This is a genomic window from Novosphingobium profundi (assembly GCF_020524485.1).
GTDB classification, from domain to species: domain Bacteria; phylum Pseudomonadota; class Alphaproteobacteria; order Sphingomonadales; family Sphingomonadaceae; genus Novosphingobium; species Novosphingobium profundi_A.
This window is the reverse complement of sequence record NZ_JAIVLF010000005.1, coordinates 364,641-388,501: the sequence shown is the minus strand read 5'-3', so window position 1 is coordinate 388,501 and position 23,861 is coordinate 364,641. Positions and strand designations below refer to the sequence as shown.

21 protein-coding genes are annotated in these 23,861 nt (G+C 65.2%); 10 read left to right on the top strand and 11 right to left on the bottom strand.

Annotated elements, in window-relative coordinates:
* The first annotated feature begins 217 nt into the window (after window positions 1-217).
* On the top strand, window positions 218-1,291 hold the full coding sequence (gene recA, locus LC060_RS15690) for a recombinase RecA (RefSeq protein WP_148628041.1): 1,074 nt from the start codon (window positions 218-220) through the stop codon (window positions 1,289-1,291).
* 296 nt (window positions 1,292-1,587) lie between these two features.
* Here the strand turns inward: recA and LC060_RS15685 are convergent, their stop codons facing one another.
* The 4 genes from LC060_RS15685 to LC060_RS15670 are packed head-to-tail and all read right to left on the bottom strand — an operon-like array spanning window position 1,588 to window position 4,725.
* A complete protein-coding gene (locus LC060_RS15685) occupies window positions 1,588-1,842 on the bottom strand; it encodes a hypothetical protein (protein WP_226637139.1) in 255 nt (84 codons plus the stop codon).
* A gap of 16 nt (window positions 1,843-1,858) precedes the next feature.
* Window positions 1,859-2,836 carry a threonine/serine dehydratase gene (locus tag LC060_RS15680; RefSeq protein ID WP_226637138.1) on the bottom strand — a complete coding sequence of 326 codons (978 nt, stop codon included), beginning with the start codon at window positions 2,834-2,836 and terminating at the stop codon, window positions 1,859-1,861.
* Window positions 2,837-2,852: 16 nt separating this feature from the next.
* Window positions 2,853-3,491: a class I SAM-dependent methyltransferase gene (locus LC060_RS15675; protein ID WP_226637136.1), complete on the bottom strand. Its 639-nt coding sequence runs from the start codon at window positions 3,489-3,491 to the stop codon at window positions 2,853-2,855.
* Between the two features lie 4 nt (window positions 3,492-3,495).
* Window positions 3,496-4,725 carry a DUF3419 family protein gene (locus tag LC060_RS15670; protein ID WP_226637492.1) on the bottom strand — a complete coding sequence of 410 codons (1,230 nt, stop codon included), beginning with the start codon at window positions 4,723-4,725 and terminating at the stop codon, window positions 3,496-3,498.
* Window positions 4,726-4,960: 235 nt separating this feature from the next.
* Between LC060_RS15670 and LC060_RS15665 the strand changes: the two genes are divergently transcribed.
* From LC060_RS15665 to LC060_RS15650, 4 genes are all read left to right on the top strand, one after another.
* Window positions 4,961-6,172: a saccharopine dehydrogenase family protein gene (locus LC060_RS15665; protein ID WP_226637134.1), complete on the top strand. Its 1,212-nt coding sequence runs from the start codon at window positions 4,961-4,963 to the stop codon at window positions 6,170-6,172.
* 17 nt (window positions 6,173-6,189) lie between these two features.
* Window positions 6,190-6,720, top strand: a complete 531-nt coding sequence (locus tag LC060_RS15660) for an O-acetyl-ADP-ribose deacetylase (protein ID WP_226637132.1) — start codon at window positions 6,190-6,192, stop codon at window positions 6,718-6,720.
* A 6-nt stretch (window positions 6,721-6,726) separates the two neighbouring features.
* Window positions 6,727-7,929 carry a carboxynorspermidine decarboxylase gene (locus LC060_RS15655; RefSeq protein WP_226637131.1) on the top strand — a complete coding sequence of 401 codons (1,203 nt, stop codon included), beginning with the start codon at window positions 6,727-6,729 and terminating at the stop codon, window positions 7,927-7,929.
* 395 nt (window positions 7,930-8,324) lie between these two features.
* Window positions 8,325-9,554 carry a type III PLP-dependent enzyme gene (locus LC060_RS15650; RefSeq protein WP_226637129.1) on the top strand — a complete coding sequence of 410 codons (1,230 nt, stop codon included), beginning with the start codon at window positions 8,325-8,327 and terminating at the stop codon, window positions 9,552-9,554.
* Between the two features lie 76 nt (window positions 9,555-9,630).
* Here the strand turns inward: LC060_RS15650 and LC060_RS15645 are convergent, their stop codons facing one another.
* From LC060_RS15645 to murI, 3 genes are all read right to left on the bottom strand, one after another.
* Window positions 9,631-10,728, bottom strand: coding sequence for an NADH:flavin oxidoreductase/NADH oxidase (locus LC060_RS15645; RefSeq protein ID WP_226637127.1), 1,098 nt, complete (start codon window positions 10,726-10,728; stop codon window positions 9,631-9,633).
* Window positions 10,729-10,884: 156 nt separating this feature from the next.
* The gene (gene hemA, locus LC060_RS15640) at window positions 10,885-12,099 is read right to left on the bottom strand and encodes a 5-aminolevulinate synthase (protein WP_226637126.1); all 1,215 of its coding nucleotides are present in this window, start codon (window positions 12,097-12,099) and stop codon (window positions 10,885-10,887) included.
* Window positions 12,100-12,460: 361 nt separating this feature from the next.
* Window positions 12,461-13,306, bottom strand: a complete 846-nt coding sequence (murI, locus tag LC060_RS15635) for a glutamate racemase (protein ID WP_226637124.1) — start codon at window positions 13,304-13,306, stop codon at window positions 12,461-12,463.
* Window positions 13,307-13,467: 161 nt separating this feature from the next.
* Between murI and plsY the strand changes: the two genes are divergently transcribed.
* The 4 genes from plsY (at window position 13,468) to LC060_RS15615 (ending at window position 18,357) form a co-directional block, all read left to right on the top strand.
* Complete coding sequence (plsY, locus tag LC060_RS15630; protein ID WP_226637122.1) at window positions 13,468-14,049, top strand: glycerol-3-phosphate 1-O-acyltransferase PlsY; 582 nt, start codon at window positions 13,468-13,470, stop codon at window positions 14,047-14,049.
* A 19-nt stretch (window positions 14,050-14,068) separates the two neighbouring features.
* Window positions 14,069-15,220, top strand: coding sequence for a DNA-processing protein DprA (gene dprA / locus LC060_RS15625; RefSeq protein WP_226637120.1), 1,152 nt, complete (start codon window positions 14,069-14,071; stop codon window positions 15,218-15,220).
* Between the two features lie 180 nt (window positions 15,221-15,400).
* Window positions 15,401-18,064, top strand: coding sequence for a type I DNA topoisomerase (gene topA / locus LC060_RS15620; protein ID WP_226637118.1), 2,664 nt, complete (start codon window positions 15,401-15,403; stop codon window positions 18,062-18,064).
* A 113-nt stretch (window positions 18,065-18,177) separates the two neighbouring features.
* Window positions 18,178-18,357: a hypothetical protein gene (locus LC060_RS15615; RefSeq protein ID WP_148628027.1), complete on the top strand. Its 180-nt coding sequence runs from the start codon at window positions 18,178-18,180 to the stop codon at window positions 18,355-18,357.
* Window positions 18,358-18,514: 157 nt separating this feature from the next.
* Here LC060_RS15615 and LC060_RS15610 read toward each other — a convergent pair whose 3' ends face one another.
* The 4 genes from LC060_RS15610 to lepB are packed head-to-tail and all read right to left on the bottom strand — an operon-like array spanning window position 18,515 to window position 22,066.
* Complete coding sequence (locus LC060_RS15610) at window positions 18,515-19,549, bottom strand: SGNH/GDSL hydrolase family protein (protein ID WP_226637117.1); 1,035 nt, start codon at window positions 19,547-19,549, stop codon at window positions 18,515-18,517.
* Between the two features lie 46 nt (window positions 19,550-19,595).
* Window positions 19,596-20,507, bottom strand: a complete 912-nt coding sequence (gene era / locus LC060_RS15605; RefSeq protein ID WP_226637115.1) for a GTPase Era — start codon at window positions 20,505-20,507, stop codon at window positions 19,596-19,598.
* The gene (gene rnc / locus LC060_RS15600; protein WP_226637114.1) at window positions 20,504-21,172 is read right to left on the bottom strand and encodes a ribonuclease III; all 669 of its coding nucleotides are present in this window, start codon (window positions 21,170-21,172) and stop codon (window positions 20,504-20,506) included. Before rnc ends, era begins: the two co-directional genes overlap by 4 nt.
* 3 nt (window positions 21,173-21,175) lie before the next feature.
* On the bottom strand, window positions 21,176-22,066 hold the full coding sequence (gene lepB, locus LC060_RS15595; RefSeq protein WP_226637107.1) for a signal peptidase I: 891 nt from the start codon (window positions 22,064-22,066) through the stop codon (window positions 21,176-21,178).
* Between the two features lie 167 nt (window positions 22,067-22,233).
* Between lepB and pgi the strand changes: the two genes are divergently transcribed.
* Entirely contained in the window at window positions 22,234-23,754 is a 1,521-nt protein-coding gene (gene pgi, locus LC060_RS15590) for a glucose-6-phosphate isomerase (RefSeq protein ID WP_226637106.1), read from the top strand.
* Window positions 23,755-23,861 lie beyond the last annotated feature (107 nt).

Sequence of the window (23,861 nt, the reverse complement as noted above, 5' to 3'; positions counted from 1 at the left end):
CCATTTCGGAAGGTTTAGGGGCGGGGGTACGTGCGGCCAGAGCGTGCACACCTTCGCCATGCGCATGATCGATGCAGTCCGCGGCACGCCCACCGGCAGGCGGTTAAAATTTGTTCAAATGCAGATGTTCTCATCTTGTTCACGAAGAACAAATGGAATACATAGTCCCCGGTGACGTTGACCTTTCCGGTCAGCCCGGTAGCACAGGGGAAGTTTTATGGCTGCTCAGCTCAAGCTGATCCAGGAAGGCAAGGAAAAGGACGCGATGGACCGTCAGAAGGCGCTCGACGCGGCACTCGCACAGATCGACCGTGCGTTTGGCAAGGGCTCGGCTATGAAGCTGGGCTCGAAGGAAACGATGCAGGTCGAGGCGATCTCGACCGGCTCGCTGGGGCTCGACATTGCGCTCGGTATCGGCGGCCTGCCCAAGGGCCGCGTGATCGAGGTGTACGGCCCGGAAAGCTCGGGTAAGACCACGCTCGCGTTGCACGTCATTGCCGAGGCGCAGAAGAACGGCGGCACGGCGGCCTTCGTCGACGCCGAGCACGCGCTCGACCCGGTCTACGCCAAGAAGCTGGGCGTGGACATCGATGAACTGGTCGTCTCGCAGCCGGACACCGGTGAGCAGGCGCTGGAGATCACCGACACCCTGGTGCGCTCGAACGCGATCGACGTGCTGGTGGTCGACTCGGTCGCCGCGCTTGTTCCCCGCGCGGAAATCGAAGGCGAGATGGGCGACAGCCACGTCGGCCTCCAGGCCCGCTTGATGAGCCAGTCGCTGCGCAAGCTGACCGGCTCGATCAACCGCTCCAAGTGCATGGTGATCTTCATCAACCAGCTGCGCATGAAGATCGGTGTCATGTACGGCAACCCGGAGACGACGACGGGCGGCAACGCGCTCAAGTTCTACGCCTCGGTCCGTCTCGACATTCGTCGCACCGGCCAGATCAAGGATCGTGACGATATCATCGGCAACTCCACCCGCGTGAAGGTGGTGAAGAACAAGGTGGCCCCGCCCTTTAAGCAGGTCGAGTTCGACATCATGTACGGCGAAGGCATCTCCAAGATCGGCGAGATCCTCGATCTGGGCGTGAAGGCGGGTATCGTCGAGAAGTCGGGTTCGTGGTTCAGCTACGATTCGATCCGCATCGGCCAGGGCCGTGAGAACGCCAAGAACTTCCTTAAGGAAAATACGGAAGTCTGTGAGCGTCTCGAGAAGGCGATCCGCGGCCAGCGCGAGGGCCTCTCCGAAGAGATGATGGTGGGCCCCTCGGCAGAAGACGAGGAATAAGCCTTCCCATGTCTTCGCCGCGAAGCGGTGGGAGGCACGATCGAAACACGAAAAGAGCCCCGGCCGGAAGGTCGGGGCTCTTTTCGTTTCGCCGTGATAGGGCGCGACGAAGTTCAGGAATGTAGGAGGAAGAAAGACAAGAAGGTCTTGATTCAAGGGGCCATCGCCCCTTGACCCCGGAATTGGCGACCTCACCTTTCCCAGCCAGATTAGCGCGAGTGAGGTGAGTGTGGCCGTTTGGGGAGCCCGAGGGCGATGGCCCTCGGAACTATTCCTTCAAACCTTATGGACCTGTTTCAGGAATTTCGATCCAGCAGGTCGAGGAAATTGCGCGCAGCCTCGCGTTCGGCTTCGTCCTTGAAGGCGACGTCGAGATCAGGCGCCTGTCCGAACATGTGTATGAGCGCCCAAAGCGCGAAGCGACGGCCGGGATCTTTCTCCATGCCCAGGTCCACTTTCATCTTTTCCAGTCCGCTCTCGAGCGCGCCGGGGCTGATGGTTGTGGGATCGTCGGTGCCGAAGTAGCGGCGAAGTTGGTCGTTGAAATCCATGGCGTGGGCTCGCGTGTCAATCGGTGGAGGTCAAGACCTTTGCGTAGGCCTGCGCGTCGGTATTGCCGCCGGAGAGGACAACAGCGGTTTGCGGGCCGACCTCGACCTTGCCCGCAAGAACGGCGGCAAGCGCGGCCGCGCCGCCCGGTTCGACGACCAGCCGTAGTTTCTCGAAGGCGAGGCGCTGGGCGCGGCGCACTTCGGCAAGCGAAACCGTCAGCCCGAAGGGGCAGTGCAGCGAAAGCACCGCGAAGTTGATGGGGTGCGTCGCGGGTGTCTGCAGCGCATCGCATGCTGTTGGCGGGGCATCAGGCCCGACGGGGAGGATCTTTCCTGCCGCCAAGCTGCGGCAGACATCGTCCCAGCCCTCGGGCTCTACGGGTATGATTGCGGCGTCCGGGCAGGCGAGGGCAAGGCCGGCGGCGAGGCCGCCGCCACCGCAGGGGGTGACGATCCGGTCGGGTCCAAGGCCGGTCATGTGTCCCATCTGCGCGGCAATCTCGATCCCGACCGATCCCTGTCCCTCGATAACCCAGGGATCGCCGAAGGGATGAACGAGCGTCGAGCCGCGCTCGGCGCAGAGTTTGCGGGCGACCTCATCGCGGTCGACGCCGCCGGGGCGGTCGTAGAGCACCACTTCGGCGCCAAGAGCGCGCGTGTTGGCGAGCTTCACGGCGGGCGCATCGGTCGGCATGACGATGGTCGCTGCAATGCCCAGCCTGCGCGCGGCCCAGGCGATGCCTTGCGCGTGGTTGCCGCTGGAAACCGCGAGGACCCCACGGGTGCGGGCCTCGGCGTCGAGATCGGTCAGTCGGTTCCAGGCGCCCCGGATCTTGAAGGCCCCGATGGGCTGCAGGCACTCGGCCTTGCACCAGATCGTGGTGCCTTCGATGTCGAGGGGGAGCAGGGGTGTCTCGGGCAGGATCTCGGCGACCTTGCGGGCGGCGAGTTCGACGCCTTCGTGCGTCGGATGGCGTAGATGGGGCTCGGTCATGCCCCGTTTCATAGCCTCAGCGTGTCAGCCGTACCAACTGGTAATAGCGCATGGGGCCGTCCTGAATGTCACAGGCAAGCCCGTGGGCATGGGCAAGGTCACGGGCAACATCGGGTAGCGCATGGCGTGGGCTGACGTGGAACTTCGTGAGCCAGGCACGAAGCGCGCGCCGGGCGGGTTGGGGGAGGCCCGCCGCGTCGCCAAAGTCGACAATATGGAGTGAGCCGCCCGGCGCGAGGCAGGCGGCCGCGTGGGCTACGCAGGACTGCCAGTCCGGGATCATCGAGATCGCGTAGGAAAGGACGATCCGGTCGAAGCCCTCGCGTCCGAAGAGGGCGATGGGATCGAACGCCGTCGCATCTCCAAGCGCCAGTTCGCCCTGGCCACCCAAGCGTTTGCGCGCGCTCTTGAGCATCTCGCGCGAGATATCGAGGCCGAACGGGCGGACACCGGGCCAGGCCTCAGTGATCTGGGCAAGGTTGCGCCCGGTGCCGCAGCCCAGTTCAAGCACGGCCATGCCGGGCTGCGCGTCCAGCTCGCGGATCAGCCGGTCGCGCCCGAACAGGTAGTACTTGCGCGTCAGGTCATAGATCGGGCGCTGCCAGCGGTAGATCGTGTCCATCAGGCGCGCGTGATCGCGGGGCTGGCTGGCCATGGCCCTATCCCTTGCGCACGTAGAGGTGGACCCCGCCGTAGATCGAGGAGCGGTCCGCCTCGGTCGCGCGGCGCGATTCGTCCTCGCGGTAGTGCCAGCAATCGAGAATGGCGTCGGGCACCCGGCCCGGCAGCAGCGAGGGTTCGGCCGCGGTGCGGAAGAGGACGCGCGCGCCCGGGGCGGCGACTCGGGTCATCTCGTGCCACAGGTCGGTCAGCTGCGTGTCGCTCATCCAGTCCTGCGCATCGAGGAGGATGAAGCGGTCGAAGGCGCCGTGATCGCTTGCACGCACGGTCTCTGTGAAATTGGCATGTTCCACCTGCACGCGCTCCAGACGGTCGCGCACCGCCTGGATGTTGTCGCGCTGGAGGTAGGGCGGGAGCGGCGCCTCGCAGGTGCGGCCATAGCCGCGCGAAAAGGCCTGCCAGGCAAAGTAGTTGTCGTTGACCGGAAAGCCGCAGGCGAGCTTTTCGAGGCGCGCGCGCAGCACATCGGCCATGCGCTGCTCGCCGCCCAGCGCGTCGTACTGGGCAGGCGGAATGCCCAGGCCGAAAAGCGAGGCGGGATGGTTGGTGAGCCAGCGCACGAGGCGGCGCTCGAAGACAGGGGCGAAGCGCTCGTCGAACAGGCGGCGCTGTTCCTCGACGCTTTCCGCGCCCAGGATCTCGGCCGGATCGAGGCGATAGAGGCGCGCGATCATGTGCGCCGCGCCGATGAACCCGCCGAGCAGACCCTGCTTGTAGATCCCGCGCGTGAAGGCACGGATACGGCGGCGCCCGACAAGGTCGCGCCCTTCCCAGTAGCGGCGCGTCGTTTCATCGAGGTGCGGGGCAAGCCGTTCGCGGTAGATCGCGACATTGCTCGGATGGTCCGCCTCGGCGATGAAGCGGCGAAGTTCGGCGTAAGTGGTGAGTTCGCGGATCGCGACGTGCTTTAGCTTGTTGAGCGCAACGTGCGCGGTGTTGAGGTCCACCACCGTCACCGAGGCCGGGTTCGCGGTGAGGTAGGAGAGCGCGTTGCAGCCGCCGCTCGCAATCGTGAGGATGCGGCTGTCGGCATCGAGCGCGAGCGCCTCCATGTCCGCGACCGGGTCCTCCCAGATCTGGGCGTAGACCAGCCCTTTGAAGGCGAGCGCGAAGGCCTTGTCGAGCAACCTGGCGCCCGCGCGCGCTTCGCGGCGGACGACGGCGCCATCGATCAGGTTGGCTTTCGTGGCGGGGGCTGTGGCGGTCATGCGGGAGGTCACGGGCGGGATGTCCTTTGCCGATGCGAGGGTGTGTCGCGTCTCGTGACCGCTGTGCCGCCTTCGCGTGACCGCGCGATGACGTCTCGGGGACGCTTTATGACACCTCGAAAAGCGCACCTGCATGCACCTTGATGTGCAAATCGGGGAGGGCGCGCAGTTGAGTTGTCACGCAGGACCCTTATATGCGGGCCTTTCCCCGGCTCGCGGCGAAGGAGAATGACAGGTGAGCAAGGTTCTGGTGATCGGCGCAGGTGGCGTCGGCTCGGTCGCGGTCCACAAGATGGCCATGAATCCCGATATCTTCAGCGATATCCATCTTGCGAGCCGCACGGTCTCCAAGTGCGAGGCGATTGCCGAATCGGTCAAGGACCGCACCGGCGTCACGATCAATACCTACGCCATTGACGCCGACGATGTCGCGGCGACCTCGGACCTGATCCGCCAGATCGGCCCGGAACTCGTCGTCAACCTCGCGCTGCCCTACCAGGATCTCGCGATCATGGATGCGTGCCTGGCGACCGGCGTCAACTACATGGATACCGCGAACTACGAGCCCAAGGACGTGGCCAAGTTCGAGTACCACTGGCAGTGGGCCTACCAGGACAAGTTCAAGGAAGCCGGCCTCACCGCCCTCCTGGGCTCGGGCTTCGACCCGGGCGTGACCAGTGTCTTTGCGATGTGGCTCAAGAAGCACAAGTTGAAGACCATCCGCACGCTCGACATCCTCGACTGCAATGGCGGCGACCACGGCCAGGCCTTCGCGACCAACTTCAATCCGGAAATCAACATCCGCGAAGTGACCGCGCCCGCGCGCCACTGGGAGAACGGCGAGTTCGTCGAGACCCCGGCGATGGCGAACAAGCAGGCCTTCGACTTCGAGGCGGTCGGCCCCAAGAACATGTACATGATGTACCACGAGGAACTGGAAAGCCTCGCCAAGTTCCTGCCCGAGATGGAACGTGGCCGCTTCTGGATGACCTTTGGCGATGAGTACATCAAGCACCTCACCGTGCTGCAGAACGTGGGCATGACCCGCATCGATCCGGTCCTGTACAACGGCGTCGAGATCGTGCCGCTGCAGTTCCTCAAGGCGGTCCTGCCCGAGCCCAGTTCGCTCGGCTCGACAACCAAGGGCAAGACCAACATCGGCGACATCGCGACCGGCGAAGCGCTCGACGGTTCAGGTGAGAAGACGTTCTACATCAAGAACATCTGCGATCACGAAGACGCCTTCGAGGAAACCGGCAACCAGGCCGTCTCCTACACCACCGGTGTTCCCGCCATGGTCGGCGCGGCCATGCTGCTGACGGGCAAGTGGAAGGGCGAGGGCGTGTTCAACATGGAGCAGTTCGATCCCGATCCGTTCCTGGAGATGCTGGGCGAGCAGGGCCTGCCCTGGCACGTCGAGGAACTCGCCGAACCTCTGCCGTTCTGATCGCACGCGGCGCGTCGATGGAGTTGGGCGGCACCCGTGTCGAGGTCTGGCAGGGGGACATCACCCAGCTGGCGGTGGATGCCATCGTCAACGCGGCGAATTCCTCCCTGCTGGGCGGTGGGGGCGTCGATGGCGCCATCCATCGCAGCGCAGGGCCCCAGCTCCTGGCCGAGTGCCGCGAACTGGGGGGCTGCCCGACGGGTGAGGCGCGCCTGACGCGAGGCCACCAGCTTCCTGCGCGCCACGTCATCCACACCGTCGGGCCGGTATGGCATGGCGGGGAGCAGGGCGAGCCGGAGCTTCTTGCCCGGTGCTACCGCTCCAGCCTTGATCTGGCTCGCAGCGCAAGCTTGCGCACGCTGGCCTTCCCGGCGATCTCGACCGGGGTTTATGGCTATCCCGCGGCGAGGGCGGCGCAAGTCGCGGTTAGCACGATTGCCTATGCGCTTCGGGAACATCCCGGAGCTTTCGACACTATCCTGCTGGTCGGTTTCGACCAGGACGCCACGGCCGTGCTCCGCGCGGCGCTGGCCGCGCTGGAGAACTAGGGAACCATGGAAACCAAAGCCGGTGATCCGGGCGCCTTTGCCCATTTCGATCTGTCGCGCGTCGACAGCCCTGCCTTCGTGGTCGATGCGGCCAAGCTGCGCGCCAACCTGCAGATCCTGCAGGACGTGGGTGAGCGATCGGGGGCCAAGGTGCTGTCGGCCCTGAAGGCGTTTTCGATGTGGTCGACCGCGCCCATCATTGGCGAGTACCTTGATGGCGTGTGCACCTCGGGGCTGTGGGAAGCGCGTCTGGCGAGCGAATTCTACGACGGCGAGATCGCGACCTACTGCGCGGCCTACAAGCCCGATGAGCTGGACGAGATCCTGCGTCTGTCGGACCATGTGATCTTCAATTCGCCCCAGCAGATCGTGCGCTGCTCGGCGATCATCGAGAACGCGCGGGCGCGCGGCGAGACCTTCGACATCGGCCTTCGCATCAACCCGATGCAGCCCGAGGGCGAGGTCGCCAAGTACGATCCCAGCGCGCCGCATTCGCGTCTGGGCTTCCCCATCGACCAGCTCAGCGAAGAGCATGTCGAGCTTGTCGACGGCATCCACTTCCACAACTTGTGCGAGCAGGGCTTCGGCCCGCTTGACCGCACCTGGGACAAGGTGTTCGACTACCTCGAACCCTTTTTCGGCCAGCTCAAGTGGATCAACGTGGGCGGAGGCCACCATATCACCCGCGCCGATTACGAGCGCGAGGAGCTGATCACCTTCCTCTCCGACATGGCCGAGGATACCGGCGCTGAAATCTACATCGAGCCGGGCGAGGCCGTGGCGCTCGATGCGGGCATCCTGGTCGGCACCGTTCTCGACACGGGCTGGAACGGCATGCCGGTCGCCATTGTCGACATCTCGGCGACCTGCCACATGCCCGACGTGATCGAGGCGCCTTATCGCCCCGCCATGCTGGGCGAGATCCCGGCGGCCGATCACGGCATGGTCGATGAAGGTGAGGGCGGGGCGATCCGTCTGGGCGGTCCTTCGTGCCTCGCGGGCGATGTCATCGGCGACTACCGCTTCCCCAAGGACCCGCAGCCCGGCACGCGCTTCGCGTTCCTCGACCAGGCGCACTACTCGATGGTCAAGACCACGACCTTCAACGGGGTCACGCTGCCTTCGATCTGGCTGTGGGATTCGGAGACCGATGCGCTCGAGTGCATCCGCCACTTTGACTACGAGGATTTCCGTAACCGGCTGAGCTGAGCTTTGGTTGAAACGCACGCCAAGGCCTGTTAGGCGCGCGCCCCTCAGCTGGTCCCGGACAGGGGCCGGGTGGGCACGTGCCACGCGAATCGTGCGGAGCGACTCGTTAAGTTCTGCGTTTGGAACGGCTGATAGAGTCGGTTCGAGGCGCATGCGAGAGCGGCGCCGCGCGGATCGATGGTCTGCAACATCGTGTTGTTACGGAAAGGAAAAATTTGGCTGATTGGCAAGCTCTCGTACGTGTGAACCGACATTTGTGACGGTTTCGTGAAATCTTTGGTTTTTCACTTGCGATTCAGCGCATCAGTCTTATATCCCGCCCCTCGCTGCCCCATGGGGACTTCCAAACCGCAAGGCAGCTTTGTCGCTAACAATTTCGCTGGGGGTCCCTTGAATTGCTCCAACATCTCGACGCACCGGCCGTAGCGCGCGAAATCGCGCCTGACGAACCCGTTATCCTGAACCGCCCGCACGCTGCAGCGCGCGCGGCCCGATTCTTCGCTACGAAGTTTCCGGGCAAGTCGCTCTATGCGGTAAAGGCCAATCCCTCGCCCGATCTGATCCAGATCCTGTGGGACAACGGGATCACGCATTACGACGTGGCCTCCATCACCGAAGTGCGCATGGTGCGCGCGACGCTTCCCGAAGCGACGCTGTGCTTCATGCACCCGGTGAAGACGGCGAGCGCGATCCGCGAGGCCTATTTCAAGCACGGTGTGCGCACCTTCAGCCTGGATACCCAGGAAGAGGTCGACAAGATCGTGGCCGCGACCACCGACGAGAACGGTGTGCGCGCGAAGGATCTGCGCCTGTGCGTGCGTCTGCGTGTCTCCTCGGAATATTCCGAGCTCAGCCTCGCCTCCAAGTTCGGTGTCGACCTTGTCGATGCGGGCCAGCTGCTCCAGTCGACCCGTCAGGTCGCGGACTGGCTGGGCGTGTGCTTCCACGTCGGCAGCCAGGCGATGACGCCGTTTGCCTACGTCCAGGCGCTGGAGCGCGCGCGCGCGGCGATTGCTGATGCCGGTGTCGTGATCGACATGATCGACGTGGGCGGGGGCTTCCCCTCCAGCTACCCGGGCATGGAACCGCCGCCGCTCGAGGACTACTTCGCGATCATCCACCGCCACTTCGAGGCAATGCCGATTGCCTACAACGCGGAGTTGTGGTGCGAACCCGGCCGTGCGCTGTCGGCCGAGTACAACTCGCTGATCGTCAAGGTCGAGAAGCGCCGCGGCGAAGAGCTGTACATCAACGACGGGGCGTACGGCGCGCTCTATGACGCGGCGCACGTGGCCTGGCGTTTCCCGGTCCGCCACATCCCGCGCGATGTCGACAACGACAATGCGGCGATGGACGCGGCCGAACTGGAAGCCTTCTCGTTCTACGGGCCCACCTGCGACGATGCCGACTTCATGGAAGGCCCCTTCATGCTGCCCCCGGGCATCAAGGCGGGGGACTGGATCGAGGTCGGCATGCTGGGCGCCTATGGCGCGGCGATGAAGACCGCGTTCAACGGCTTTGGCGGCGCGGAAGTCGTCATTGTCGAGGATGAGCCGATGGCCAGCCTCTACACCGGCGAGCGTGCGGATCCGCGCGTGTCGGACAACGTGGTCTCGCTGCGCTGAGGCGTCGCTTCCGAACGGAATGAAAAAGGCCCCCGGAACGATGTGTTCCGGGGGCCTTTTCGTGTGGCTCAGGCTCTTACGTGGAGAACAGGTCCTTGAGGCGATGGGGCTGGCAGCGCAGGTACTGCGGCGCGGCCTTGACTTGCGCACCCAGCGCGGCGGCGGCGTGCCAGGGCCAGCGCGGGTCGTAGAGAACCGTGCGCGCCAGCGCGATCATGTCGGCATCGCCCGTCGCGACGATGGCTTCGGCCTGTTCGGGCTCGGTGATGAGGCCGACCGCGATGACAGGGACGTTCACCGCCTCCTTGACGGCGCGGGCGAGCGGAACCTGGTAGCTGGGGCCGACAGGGATCTTCTGGTCCACGTGTAGTCCGCCCGAGGAAATGTGCATGGCCGCAACCCCGCGCGCTTCCAATGCCTTCGAGAACGCCACGGACTGCTCGATGTCCCAGCCACCCTCGACCCAGTCGGTGCCCGAGATGCGCATGGTGACAGGCTTTTGCGCCGGAAAGGCCGCGCGCACGGCGTCGAAGACCTCAAGCGGGAAGCGCATGCGGTTTTCGAGGTTGCCGCCGTATTGGTCGGTCCGGTGGTTGGAGAGGGGCGAGAGGAACTGGTGGAGCAGGTAGCCGTGCGCGCCGTGAAGCTGGATGGCATCGATGCCAAGGCGCGCGGCGCGCACGGCGGCGTTGGCAAAGGCGTCGCGAAGGCGCGCCAAGCCCGCGGCGTCGAGGCCGGTGGGGGCGTTGTCGTCGGCATCGAAGGGAATGTCCGAGGCTGAGACGGTCTGCCAGCCGTTTGCCGCGTCAGGCGCGATCTGGCCGCCACCGTCCCAGGGCTTCTCGCAGCTGGCCTTGCGGCCCGCGTGGCCGAGCTGGATGACGATGGGCATGTCCGACCAGCGCCGCACCGATTGCAGCACCTTGTCCATCGCGGCTTCGGTCGCATCGTCCCACAGGCCGACGTCGGCATAGGTAATGCGCCCTTCCGGGCTGACCGCGGTGGCCTCGATGGTGAAGGCGCCCGCGCCCGATTGCGCGAGCTGGCCGATGTGCATCGCATGCCAGTCGGTCATGCAGCCATCCTGTGCCGAGTACTGGCACATAGGCGCGATGACGATGCGGTTGGAAAGGGTGAGATCGCCCAGCGTGATCGGCGCGAAGATTTTTGCCATTGGGTCCTCGGATCAACGGGCCGCGAGACGTGCGGCCCTTGCGTGACCCTCTAGATGGGACCTTGCGGGCATAAGGGAAGGGGGCGGCGGGCCGGAAGCTATCCAGCCGCGCCAAAAAGGAATTTTCTGCTGGGAAAGGCCGGGGCGCAGGTGCGCTCAGGCGGCCTTGCGCATCTCCAGGCGTTCCCAGATCTCGACCAGAGCGCGGGTGAGGTCGTCCATCATCGCCTCGGTGTGTGCAGGACCCGGCGTGAAGCGCAGGCGCTCCTTGCCGCGCGGTACGGTCGGGAAATTGATCGGCTGCACGTAGGCGCCGTACTCGGCGAGCAGGATGTCGCTGATCTTCTTGGCCTTGACCGGATCGCCCACCATCAGCGGCACGATGTGTGTGGTCGAGTTCATGACCGGAAGACCTGCCTCGCGGAACTTGGCTTTCATCATCGCGGCCGACTTCTGCTGCGCCTCGCGCTCGACGCTCGAACTCTTGAGGTGCTTCACCGAGGCGAGCACGCCCGCGACCAGCACCGGTGAGAGCGAGGTCGTGAAGATGAAGCCCGGCGCATATGAGCGGATGCAGTCGATGATTTTCTGGTCGGCGGCGATGTAGCCGCCCATGACGCCGAAAGCCTTGCCCAGCGTGCCCTCGATGATGTCGATGCGGTGCGCGGCTTTGTCGCGGTCGGTGATGCCGCCGCCGCGCGGGCCGTACATGCCCACCGCGTGAACCTCATCGATGTAGGTCAGCGCGTTGTACTTTTCGGCAAGGTCGCAGATCTCGTGGATCGGGGCGACGTCGGCGTCCATCGAATAGACCGATTCGAACGCGATCAGCTTGGGCAGGGCCGGGTCGGTCTCGGCCAGCAGTTCCTCGAGGTGTTCAAGGTCGTTGTGGCGGAAGATCTTCTTGGGGCAGCCTGCGTTGCGGATGCCAGCGATCATGCTCGCGTGGTTCAGCTCGTCCGAGAAGATCACGCAGCCCGGCAGCAGTTTGGCGAGCGTGGAAAGCGTCGCATCGTTCGAGACGTAGCCCGAGGTGAAGAGCAGCGCGCCTTCCTTGCCATGCAGGTCGGCCAGCTCGGATTCCAGCTCGATATGGTAGTGGGTGTTGCCGCCGATGTTGCGCGTGCCGCCCGAGCCCGCGCCCACGTCGTGCAGCGCCTCTTCCATGGCCTCGATCACCTTGGGGTGCTGGCCCATGGCAAGGTAGTCGTTCGAGCACCACACCGTGATCGGCTTGGGGCCATTGTGCCCGGCAAAGCAGCGGGCGTTGGGGTAGGCCCCCTTGTTGCGCAGGATATCGATGAAGACGCGATAGCGACCTTCGGAGTGAAGGCGATCGATCGCCTGGTCGAAAATCTGATCGTAGTTCACGAAAGCCTTGTCCTGCTCTACGCCGTCATGCCTTTTGCTCTGCGCCGGCTTAACCTTTGCCTCTATCCGTCCCCCGGTCCAGTCCTTTCGGGACTTTCCCATGGAAAGACGAACTCTACCCCGTATCGCGGGCCAATACATTATCCCTTGGTCCATGACCAGAACGTTGTCCCATATAGACGTATCGACTTTGTACGGAAGTGGACGCCTTGTCCTAGCCGTGATGCCGGTTTTCTCCCGATTTGCGAAAGCTTCTGTGGCTCTCTGCGTGACTGTGCCTATTGCCGCGCGGCGACTTGCAAACATTGATCGCCATCAAGGTTTGCAAGGAGTTTCAATCTGAAGGGCGCTCAGGGCGGTGTCAGAAGTGTTCGATGCTCGCGAGCCCGAAGCGGGCAAGGGCAGTGGTGTAGGCGCGCGCAGCTACGGGATCTCCGGTGAAGAGCGCGCGGTCGGGCGCGCGGCGGGCAAAGGCCTGTCCCTGGGTCAGCCGTGCGACCTGCCGCGCGATCCCCTCAGCGCCGTGGACGAAGCGCACATCGGGCCCGAAGGCGTTGGAAAGTTCAGGTTCCAGAAGCGGGAAATGGGTGCAGGCCAGCACCACCGTGTCGATCCGCGCGCCGCCGGGCATGGCGCGCAGGGCCTCCACCGCGCGCGAAATGGCGGCGGGATCGACGCTTTCGCCGCGCAGCTTGGCTTCGGCGGCATCGACCAGTTCCGGCGCGCCGTGGCGCAGGAGCTGCTGGTCGGCGGCAAACTCGCGCTCGAGCCGGTCGACATAGCCCTGCCGGATCGTCGCCTGGGTGCCGAGGAGGCCGATCACCCCGCTTTGCGTCATCGCGGCGGCCGGCTTTATCGCGGGGACGGTGCCGACGATGGGCGTTTCGAGGACTTCGCGCACCATGCCCAAAGCGATCGTGGAGGCGGTGTTGCAGGCAATGCAGATGAGCCGGGGGCGAAAGCGCTCGGCCATGCGGCCAAGGAGGCCCGCCACGCGCGCGGCGATCTGCGCTTCGGTCTTGGTGCCATAGGGCAGGCCGGCGGTGTCGGCGGCGTAGAGGATCGGAGCCTCGGGCAGGAGTCGGCGCACCTCGTCAAGGACGGTGAGACCGCCCACACCCGAATCGAACAGCAGCACGGGTGCGGCTGCGTCGAGCCCTCCGATATCCGCCTTCACCGTGTCCGCTTCGAGAATTTCGCCTGCCATCACCTTGCCTTGAGCCCACTAGGCTGCCTTGAGCCAAGCTCCAGTTAGCCGCGATAGCGCGCATGTCGCAACGCGGGAAGCGGCAACTGGTCGCACCAGCGCGGCAGTTGCGCGCGCAAGATGTCTTCGCCTTGCCTTCCAATCGGGCTATGGGGCGCGCCATGGATTGGATTCTTGCTCTTCTTGTCGGCTACGGCTTCGGCTCGGTGCCCTTCGGTCTCATGCTCACCCAGCTTGCCGGGATGGACGATCTGCGTTCCATCGGCTCGGGCAATATCGGGGCGACCAATGTCTTGCGCACGGGCAACAAGAAGCTCGCCGCTGCAACCCTTCTGCTTGACCTCGCCAAGGGCCTGGCGGCGGTGGCGATGACGTCGCTGCTCTGGCCGGAGTGGACCTGGCTGGCCGCGCTCGGCGCCTTCTTCGGCCATTGCTTCCCCATCTGGCTCAAGTTCAAGGGCGGCAAGGGCGTGGCGACGACGGCGGGCATCGCCTTTGCCTACGCCTGGCCCATTGGCCTTGCCTATGCGGTTGCGTGGATTGGCCTGCTTGCTGTGGTGCGTATTTCCTCGGTCGCGGGGATGAGTGCGGCGGTCATCGCGCCGCTCGTCGCCTACCTTGTCGGTCAGAACGAGGCCGCGATGGTGCTTGGGGTTATTGCCCTTGTCGTCCTCTTCCAGCATCGTGCCAATATCGGGCGCCTGATCGCGGGGACCGAACCCAGGGTGGGCAGCAAGAAGTAGAACGTATCGGCGGGGGCGAATGGACGAGGCGAAGGAGCCTGCGGGCACGGTCGGGAAAGAACGACTGCAACTGAGCCAGGAGGAAGCCTTCGCGCGCATCCGCCTGCTGCGCTCGCCCAATGTCGGGCCGGTCAGCTACCGCCAGCTTCTGGGCCGCTTTGGCTGCGCTGTCGCCGCGCTTGAGGCGTTGCCCGATCTCGCGGGGAAGGGCGGCAAGCGCTACACTGCCTCCCCGGTCAAGCGGATCGATGGCGAGACGAGCGCGATGCGCAAGCTTGGTGCGCGCTATCTCTTCCACGATTCGCCGGACTATCCCCCATTGCTCGCGCAGGGGAGCGGGGCGCCGCCGATCCTGACCTGCCTTGGCGATCTGTCGCTCATGCATCGCCCCAGCGTTGCCATGGTCGGCGCGCGCAACGCTTCGGCCGCCGCGGTGCGGCTGTCGCGCGACTTCGCCTATGGTCTGGCGCAGGCAGGTTTCACCGTCGTCTCGGGGCTTGCTCGGGGCATTGACGGGGCCGCGCACCAGGGTGCGCTTGCAGCGGGCGGCGCGACCGTGGGCGTGATCGCGAGTGGTATCGACATCGCCTATCCTCCCGAGCACGAGGCACTTCAGGCCGAGGTTGCGGAGAAAGGCCTGCTGCTTGCCGAACAGCCCTGCGGCACCGAGCCGCTGGCGCGCCATTTTCCGGCCCGTAATCGCATCATCGCCGGGCTTTGCGCAGGCACGCTTGTGGTCGAGGCCGCGCCCAAGTCCGGCTCGCTCATCACCGCGCGGCTGGCAGGCGAGATGGGGCGCGAGGTCATGGCGATCCCCGGTTCCCCGCTCGATCCGCGCGCCCACGGCTGCAACGGTCTCATCCGCGACGGGGCGGTGCTGGTCCAGTCGGTCGAGGACGTACGCGAACTGATCACCGCCTTCGACGGCACGTCCCCGCGCTCCACCTTCCGCGAGGAGGGCGAGGACTGGGACGTCTGCGAAGAAATCGCGCCGGTGGATGACAGTCCCGCCGAAATCGCCGATCTTCTCACCACCGCGCCGGTTGGCGTCGATGAACTCATTCGCCAGACCGGGGCAAGCCCGTCGGCGGTGCAACTGGCCTTGCTCGAACTCGAACTGGCCGGGCGCCTGACCCGCCATGCCGCAGGCCGGGTCAGTCTTGCGGGGTAAGTCGGTGGCTCTGCTGCGCACCGGAACCTTGTTCGCAGGCCCTGCCATCCCCACCTTTGCCATCGCGCCGTCACGCATTGGTGCTTGACGAACGGTTCATCCGATTCCCACCCTATGCGTACACACATACACGTGTATGTGCATGCGCACGCACGTGAGGGGCATACTAGAAAGTCTGAAATGCAGCTTGTTATCGTCGAGTCACCCGCCAAGGCCAAAACCATCGAGAAGTATCTCGGCAAGGACTACAAGGTGCTCGCCAGCTACGGCCACGTCCGCGACCTGCCGCCCAAGGACGGCTCGGTCCGCCCGGACGAGGGCTTCGAGATGGACTGGGAGCTTTATGGCGACAAGCAGAAGCAGGTCCGCGCGATCACCGATGCGGCAAAGGAAGCCGACCGCCTGATTCTCGCGACTGACCCTGATCGCGAAGGCGAGGCCATTTCCTGGCACGTGCTGGAGCTTCTCAAGAAGCGCCGCGCGCTGCCCAAGGAGGTGGAGCGCGTCACCTTCAACGCGATCACCAAGGCCACCGTCACCAAGGCGATGCAAGAGCCGCGCGAGCTCGACCAGGACCTGATCGACGCCTACCTCGCGCGCCGTGCGCTTGACTACCTGTTCGGTTTCACGCTCTCGCCGGTGCTCTGGCGCAAGCTGCCCGGCGCCAAGTCGGCGGGCCGCGTGCAGTCGGTGGCGCTGCGCCTGATCGTGGACCGTGAGCGCGAGATCGAGGCGTTCAAGCCGCAGGAATACTGGTCGGTCGCTGCGCTCATGGCGCACGATGGCACGGACTTTACCGCCAAGCTCGTGCAGTTCGAGGGTGAGAAGCTCGACCGCCTGTCGCTCGGCGATGAGGGCGTTGCGATGCGCGCCAAGGCCGCGGTCGAGAGCGGGGCCTTCAAGGTCGAGAACGTCGAGACCAAGCCGCACCGCCGCAACCCGCAGCCGCCGTTTACCACCTCGACCCTGCAGCAGGAAGCCGCGCGCAAGCTCGGCTTCTCGGCCAGCCAGACCATGCGCGTGGCGCAGGGGCTCTACGAGCAGGGCGCGATCACCTACATGCGTACCGACGGCGTGCAGATGGACCCGAGCGCGATCCAGGACTGCCGCAAGGCCGTTGCAGACCGCTATGATGGCCACTTCCTGCCCGACAAGCCGCGCCACTACGAGACCAAGGCGAAGAACGCGCAGGAAGCCCACGAGGCGATCCGCCCGACCGACTTCACCAAGGACAAGCTGGGCTCGGGTGACGCCGGGCGTCTCTACGACCTCATCTTCAAGCGCGCGATGGCGAGCCAGATGGCCTCGGCCCAGATGGAGCGCACCACGGTCACCTTGCGCGATGGAACGGGGCGCACCGAGCTGCGCGCCTCGGGCCAGGTCGTGAAGTTCCCGGGCTTTCTGGCCGTCTACGAGGAAGGTCAGGACAACAAGTCGGACGATGATGAAAGCGGCCTGCTGCCCTTCATGAAGGCCGGTGACATGCCCGCCAAGAAGGACGTTTCGGCCGAGCAGCACTTTACCCAGCCGCCGCCGCGCTTCTCCGAGGCCAGCCTCGTCAAGCGGCTGGAGGAACTGGGCATCGGGCGCCCGTCGACCTACGCGGCGACGATCCAGGTGCTGAAGGACCGCAACTACGTGCGGACCGAGAAAAACCGTTTCTTTGCTGAGGAATCGGGCCGACTTCTCACCTCGTTCCTTCAGCGCTTCTTCGAGCGCTATGTCGCCTATGACTTCACGGCGGGCATGGAGGACGAACTCGACGACGTCTCAGACGGCCGCCAGGCGTGGAAGGACCTGCTCGAAGCGTTCTGGCGCGACTTCAAGCCCAAGTCCGACGAGATCATGGAGCTCAAGCCCTCGGATGTGACCAAGGAACTCGACGAGTTCCTGTCCGACTTCCTGTTTCCGCCCAAGGACGATGGCTCGGACCCGCGCCAGTGCCCCAAGTGCGCGGATGGCAAGCTGGCGCTGCGCGGAGGCCGTTATGGCGCCTTCATCGCCTGCTCGAACTACCCCGAGTGCAAGTTCACCCGCAAGTTCGCCCAGCCCGGCGCCAATGGCGAGCAGCAGGACGATCAGGAACTGGGCTCGCACCCGGAAACGGGTGAAGAGATCCTGCGCAAGGTCGGACGCTTTGGTCCCTACATCCAGATGGGTGAGGGCAAGGAAGCCAAGCGCGCCTCGATCCCCAAGGACATCGACGAGCTTGATCTGGACTGGGCGGTCAAGCTGCTGAGCCTGCCGCGCACGGTCGGCACGCACCCCGAAACGGGTGAGGAAATCGTTGCGAACATCGGGCGTTACGGGCCGTACCTCCTGCACAATGGCAAGTACGGCAAGCTCAAGACCACCGCGGACGTGTTCGAGACGGGCATGAACGCCGCGGTCTCGATCCTCGCCGAAGCGGCGGCGGGCCGGGGCGGGGGGCGCACCAAGGCCGAACCGATCAAGGTCCTGGGCAAACACCCCACCAGCGAGGGTGAGATGAAGGTCATGTCGGGTCGTTATGGCCCCTACGTGACCGACGGCACCTACAACGCCACGCTCCCGCGCGACAGCAAGCCCGAGGACCTGACCGAGGCCGAGGCGATCGCCCTGATCGACGCGAAGGCCGCCAAGGGCCCGCCCAAGGGCAAGAAGAAGGCGCCCGCGAAGAAGAAGGCTCCGGCCAAGAAGGCCGCGCCCAAGAAGAAGGCCGACGACGGCGAGGGCGAGACGGCCGCGAAAAAGGCTCCGGCCAAGAAGGCGGCGCCGAAGAAGGCCGCCGCGAAGAAGGCCCCGGCGAAGAAGTCGGCTGCCTCGGGCGAGGACCAGGGCGACGACGTGCCCTGGGACGCGTAAGTTCCCATGATCGCGCTGCGGATGCGCTTGTGTGCGCTCCGCGGCGTGGATCAGCAAAGGGCTGAGTTCAGCCCCAATCAGTTGAGGCCCATGTCGGGGCCGGAAAGCAGGCCGTGAGCAACAAGATCGCCAAGCACAAGCAGCCCTGGAAGCCCGAAGAATTGCAGAAGCTGCAGACGCTTGCGGGCAAGGGCAAGGGCCTCAAGGAAATCGCCAAGGCCCTCAACCGTACCGAGGAATCGACCAAGGACGCCGCGCGCCAGCACGGGTTCTCCATCGCGAAGGCACGGTAAGGTAGAAACAAGAGGTTTCCGAGGGCCATTGCCCTCGGGCTCCCCGAACTGGCGACCTCACCTTCCTTGCGTGACCGTGGCTGAAAGACGTGAGGTGGTCCGTTCCGGGGTCCAAGGGGCGATGGCCCCTTGAGCAGTCCTCTTTATCTTCTTGAAATTAGCCGATTGCGGCCGCGCTGTCCTGGCTCTGTACCTCGGGCGCATCGTCGTACGCAGGCGGGTTGATTTCCTTGATACCGCTGTTGATCAGCCACCAGGAGATGTCCTGTGCGGTTGCGCGCATGCCCGCAAGGTTGAGGTGCCACTGGAGGCCCAGACTCCCGTTGTAGCCCGCCGGTGAACCGATCATCCAGGCGTTTTCGCCGTCGCAGGGCGTATGCCCCTTCGAGGCGATATTCATTTCCACGACCAGAACACCGCGCTCGCGGGCAACCTTGTCGGTAATCTCGCCAAGGCGCTTGCCGATGGTGCGCACGATGGCGGCGTGTTCGGGGCTGACAGGCGTCGCCTCGCACAGCTGGCCTGCGGGCGGCAGCGGGGTCAGATACTGGACGAGTACGATCCGCGCGCGCGGGGCCTGGCTGCGCACGCGGCGGACTATCTCGTTCATCTGCATCTCGACGCGGGCGTAGTCGACGTTCTGGGGTGTGCGCACGGCATTGCACGTGCGAGGCTTGGAGCCTGGCGTGCGGTTGGCGTTGCGATAGTGGCAGGTCGCCGAGAAGAGGTTCCCGATGTAATTGAGATCGTTGCCGCCGATGGTGATCGTCACCAGCCGGGTCTGGGGCGTAACCGCCTCGATCTGCGGGGCGATTTCCTTCCACGGGCCCAAGATGTTCGTCGTCATCGCACCCGAGCAGGTGCGGTCGGTCAGGTTCAGCCCGAAGCGCTCGGCAAGAAGCGTGGGATAGTTGTTCTGGCTCTGCCCGCAGCGCGGGTGGGGGCCGGGCTTGGCCGGGCGCAGGCCCGGGCCCGCCGAGAACGAGGAGCCCATCGCCACGTAGCGCTCGCCTTCCAGGCTCACGGGGTCGGGCGGCGGGGGTGCCTCGATGGTCACGAGCGGTTCGGGTGTGGTCGGCTCGACGCGGATGGGAGTGCGTGTCTGGGCCTGTGCCGCACTCATCGAAAGCGCGCAGGCACCGGTAAACAGCGCGGCCAGCCCAAGGCGGCCCGCGCGGGAAAAGAACGTCATCGTGCCTCCTGGAAGGGAACGCGGGGGTATCTCCCGCGAGAAACGCCTAGCGGACCCAGTCGAGCCCGATTTCCTCGTAGATATCTTTCGTCTCGGCCCAATTTTCCTCGACCTTCACGTGGAGGAAGAGGTGGACCTTCTGCCCCAGGATCTCGGCGAGTTCCTTGCGGGCCGCTTCGCCGATGGCCTTGATCTTGGCGCCACGCTTGCCCAGCACGATGGCGCGCTGGTTGTCGCGGGTGACCACGATCTGCTGGCGGATCTCGACCGAGCCGTCCTTGCGCTGGGTGTAGCTTTCGGCCCGCACCGCGCTGTCGTAGGGCAGTTCCTCGTGGAGCTGGCGGTAGAGCTGTTCGCGCGTGACCTCGCAGGCGAGCAGGCGCTCGCTGGCATCCGACACCTGTTCCTCAGGGTAGTGCCAAGGGCCCTCGGGCATGAGCCCGGCCAGATGGGCCTTCAGTTCCGGCACGCCGTCCCCGGTCAGGGCGGAGACGAAGTAGATTTCATCGAAGGTGACCGAGGCGGCGAGGTCCTGAGCGAGCTTGAGCAGCGGTTCCTTGGCGCAGGCATCGACCTTGTTGAGGACGAGGATCTTGCGCTCCGAACGGTCTTTCAGTGTCTCGAGCAGGGGCTCCAGTTCGTGGCGACGCTGCTTGATCGGGTCGACCACGAGCAGGATCGCGTCGGCTTCCTCGGCGCCTTCCCAGGCCGCGGCCACCATCGCGCGATCGAGCCGGCGCTTGGGCGCGAAGATGCCGGGCGTGTCGGCCAGGATGATCTGGACCTTGCCTTCGAGGGCAATGCCCATGAGGCGCGCGCGGGTGGTCTGCGCCTTGGCCGAGGTGATCGCCACCTTCTGGCCAACAAGGGCGTTGACCAGCGTGGACTTGCCCGCGTTGGGCGCGCCGATGACGGCGACAAGGCCGCACTTCTCCGCGCTATTTTCGGGCGACGTCATGCAAACTTCCTCATGAATTCCTCAGCCGCGCGGGTTTCGGCATCCTGCTTGGAATTGGCCGTGGCCTGTGCGCGGCCCACATTGTGAATAGCAACCTCGACGGTGAATTGCGAGGCGTGATCGGGGCCGGAGCGGTCGAGCAGCTTGTACTCGGGCATGCGGCGGCGGTTGCCCGCGGCCCATTCCTGCAGCGCCGACTTGGGGTGCTTGCGCTGGCCGGTCTTGCCCTCCAGCGTCTTGGCCCAGAGGCGCCGCACCATGGCCTGCGCGGCTTCGAAGCCGTGGACGAGGAAGCAGGCGCCGATCAGGGCCTCCATGACGTCGCCCAGGATGTTCTCGCTGTCCTCGCCCCCGTCGTCGCGCGCCTGCTTGCCAAGGCGCATGTGCGGACCAAGGCCCAGGCCACGCGCAATGACGGCGCAGGTCGCGCGGCTGACGAGCGCGTTGAGGCGCTGCGACAGGCGGCCTTCCGCTTCGGCGCTGTGTTCGTAGAGCCACTCGGCAATGGAGAGGCCAAGAACACGGTCGCCCAGGAACTCCAGGCGTTCGTAGTTGCGCTTCTCACCGGTGCTGCCGTGGGTGAGGGCGGCGATCCAGATCGCCTCGTCGCCGATGGGCTGGCCGACCGTCTCTTCGAGAAAGCGGCGGGTATCGTCAGTGAGCACGGATCAGAAGGTCCCACCGATGCGGTTCCAGCGCGCGGCCGTGAACCAGGTCCAGGGCAGCAGCCAGTTGGCCGAGCCGTCGGTCGAGAACATCATCAGCGCCGCCTTGCCCACCAGGTTTTCCTGCGGGACAATGCCGATGCCACCGCCTTCGATGGCCGGGAATCGGCTGTCCAGCGAGTTGTCGCGGTTGTCCCCCATCAGGAACATATGGCCTTCGGGCACGATGTAGGTGCCGGTGTTGTCCTTCTCGCGCGACCCCATGTCGAGCACGTTGTAGCTGACCCCGTTGGGCAGCGTTTCACGGTACTGCGGATAGCGGCAGGCCGACGAGCCATCGGCGCGTACAATCTCGAAACGCGGCTCGACGCAGGGGAGGCGCATTTCCGTCTTGGCGGAATCGCGCATGTTCTGCGTGACGGGCAGGATGAAGTCGTCGATGCGTTCCTTGGGCACGGGCGTGCCATTGAGGATGACCTGGCCGCCCTGCATGCGGATTTCGTCGCCGGGGAGGCCGATCACGCGTTTGATGTAGTCGAGGTCGTTGCCCGGGGGCGCCTTGAAGATGACGACATCGCCGCGCTCGGGCTGGCTGGCGAAGACGCGGCCCGGGATCAGCGGCGCGCTGAAGGGCAGCGAGTACTTCGAGTAGCCGTAGGACCACTTCGAAGCGAACAGGTAATCCCCGATCAGCAGGCGCGGCAGCATCGATTCGCTGGGAATGTTGAACGGCGAGACGATGAAGCTGCGCAGCACGACCACGCCCAGCACCAGCCAGAACAGGAACGCGAAGAAGTTCTCGTCCTTCTTGGGCTTTTCGTCAGGCTTGGCCGCAGGGGGCTGGGGCGCCTTGGCGGCGGGCGCCGTGTCGGGAACGCTATCGGTTTCGCTCATGCCCGACCCATGTTGCGCGAGGCCCCAAAGGTCAAGTGAATTGCCGAGGAGCGGCGAACTTGGCTCGACCGGGGACAGGCGCGTCGCCGCTCTTGTGAAACGGCTTGGTTTTCGCATCTGCAATAACCATAAGGCGATCCAAATGCGCCATGAACGAGGAGACTGGCATGACTGACGCGATCTGGGACGCTCTCAAGGGGCTTGCAAAACCGAGCCTGACCGAGCTCTTCGATGGCGATTCGCAGCGCCTCGACAAGCTTTCGACCCGTTTTGAACTGGGCGAGGAAGAGACGCTGGGCGAGATCCGATTCGACTGGTCGAAGACCCACCTCGATGACGCGCACATCTCCGCGTTCGAGGAACTGGCCGGCGCCATGGACTTTGCCGGGCGCCGCGCGGCGCTGTTCGCGGGCGAGATCGTCAACCCGACCGAAGGCCGCGCGGCCGAGCACACCGCGCAGCGCGGCGTGGGCAAGGAAGAGAGCGTCCAGCTGGCGCTCGACTACCACCACAAGACCGCCGCGATTGTCGAGGCGATCCTGCGCGGCGCGATGGGCGAGGTGAAGCACCTCATCCATGTCGGCATCGGCGGTTCGGCGCTGGGCCCGGCTCTGGCGGTCGACGCGCTTTCGGAAGAAGGTGCGCTGGTCGACGTGCATGTCGTCTCCAACATCGACGGGGTTGCGCTGGAGCGCGCGCTGCGGGCCTGTGATCCGCAAACCACGATGCTGGCCATCGCGTCCAAGACCTTCACCACCATCGAGACCATGACCAACGCGGAAAGCGTGATGAACTGGTTCCGGGAGAACGAGGTCGCCGATCCCTATGGCCGCGTCGTCGCGCTCACGGCCTCGCCGGAGAAGGCGGTCGAATGGGGCGTCGATGAAACGCGCATCCTGCCGTTCTCGGAAAGCGTGGGCGGGCGTTATTCGCTGTGGTCTTCGATCGGCTTCCCGGTCGCGATGGCGCTGGGCTGGCCGGACTTTGCCGAATTTCTCGCGGGCGCGGCTGCCATGGACGAGCATTTCCGCGACACCGACGGGGCCGACAACCTGCCGCTGCGCGCGGCCTTTGCCGACCAGTACTACGCGCGCCTGCGCGGCTGCCAGACCCGCGCGGTCTTCGCCTATGACCAGCGCTTGGCGCTGCTGCCTGACTATCTCCAGCAGCTCGAGATGGAATCGAACGGCAAGAGCGTGAAGGCCGACGGCACGCCGGTCGAAGGGCCGACCGCGCCGATCACCTGGGGCGGCGTGGGGACTGATGCGCAGCACGCGGTGTTCCAGCTCCTCCACCAGGGCACCAACCTTGTGCCGGTGGACTTCATCGCCTGCATCGCGCCGGGCGATGACCTGGCAGAGGATCACCACCGCATCCTGCTCTCCAACTGCTTTGCGCAGGGCGCCGCGCTCATGGCGGGCAAGGCGAGCGACGACGCGGCGCGCGCCTATCCGGGCGACCGTCCTTCGGCGACGATCCTTCTCGACGACCTGACGCCCGCCACATTCGGTGCGCTGGTGGCGTTCCATGAACACCGCACGTTTGCGAACGCGGTACTCATGGGGATCAATCCCTTCGACCAGTTCGGCGTCGAGCTGGGCAAGGCGATTGCCAAGCAGATCGAGAAGGGGGGCACGACCTTTGACCCCTCGACCGAAGCGCTGCTCCAGGCCGCCGGGATCGCCTGAAGTATAAACAGAGGATTCAAGGGGCCATCGGCCCTTGACCCCAAAATCGGCGACCTCGCTATTCTGCGCCCGCCTGGTGCGGGAAGGGTGAGGTTGCCCGTTTTTGG

Excerpts from the sequence above, each read along its gene's own strand:
- LC060_RS15660 (WP_226637132.1), top strand. The coding sequence starts at position 6,190 with ATGGAGTTGGGCGGCACCCGTGTCGAGGTCTGGCAGGGGGACATCACC.
- topA (WP_226637118.1), top strand. The coding sequence starts at position 15,401 with ATGCAGCTTGTTATCGTCGAGTCACCCGCCAAGGCCAAAACCATCGAG.
- murI (WP_226637124.1), bottom strand. The coding sequence starts at position 13,306 with ATGGCAGGCGAAATTCTCGAAGCGGACACGGTGAAGGCGGATATCGGA.
- pgi (WP_226637106.1), top strand. The coding sequence starts at position 22,234 with ATGACTGACGCGATCTGGGACGCTCTCAAGGGGCTTGCAAAACCGAGC.
- era (WP_226637115.1), bottom strand. The coding sequence starts at position 20,507 with ATGACGTCGCCCGAAAATAGCGCGGAGAAGTGCGGCCTTGTCGCCGTC.
- LC060_RS15670 (WP_226637492.1), bottom strand. The coding sequence starts at position 4,725 with ATGACCGCCACAGCCCCCGCCACGAAAGCCAACCTGATCGATGGCGCC.
- LC060_RS15685 (WP_226637139.1), bottom strand. The coding sequence starts at position 1,842 with ATGGATTTCAACGACCAACTTCGCCGCTACTTCGGCACCGACGATCCC.
- LC060_RS15645 (WP_226637127.1), bottom strand. The coding sequence starts at position 10,728 with ATGGCAAAAATCTTCGCGCCGATCACGCTGGGCGATCTCACCCTTTCC.
- dprA (WP_226637120.1), top strand. The coding sequence starts at position 14,069 with ATGGACGAGGCGAAGGAGCCTGCGGGCACGGTCGGGAAAGAACGACTG.
- recA (WP_148628041.1), top strand. The coding sequence starts at position 218 with ATGGCTGCTCAGCTCAAGCTGATCCAGGAAGGCAAGGAAAAGGACGCG.
- plsY (WP_226637122.1), top strand. The coding sequence starts at position 13,468 with ATGGATTGGATTCTTGCTCTTCTTGTCGGCTACGGCTTCGGCTCGGTG.
- LC060_RS15680 (WP_226637138.1), bottom strand. The coding sequence starts at position 2,836 with ATGACCGAGCCCCATCTACGCCATCCGACGCACGAAGGCGTCGAACTC.
- lepB (WP_226637107.1), bottom strand. The coding sequence starts at position 22,066 with ATGAGCGAAACCGATAGCGTTCCCGACACGGCGCCCGCCGCCAAGGCG.
- LC060_RS15655 (WP_226637131.1), top strand. The coding sequence starts at position 6,727 with ATGGAAACCAAAGCCGGTGATCCGGGCGCCTTTGCCCATTTCGATCTG.
- LC060_RS15675 (WP_226637136.1), bottom strand. The coding sequence starts at position 3,491 with ATGGCCAGCCAGCCCCGCGATCACGCGCGCCTGATGGACACGATCTAC.
- LC060_RS15610 (WP_226637117.1), bottom strand. The coding sequence starts at position 19,549 with ATGACGTTCTTTTCCCGCGCGGGCCGCCTTGGGCTGGCCGCGCTGTTT.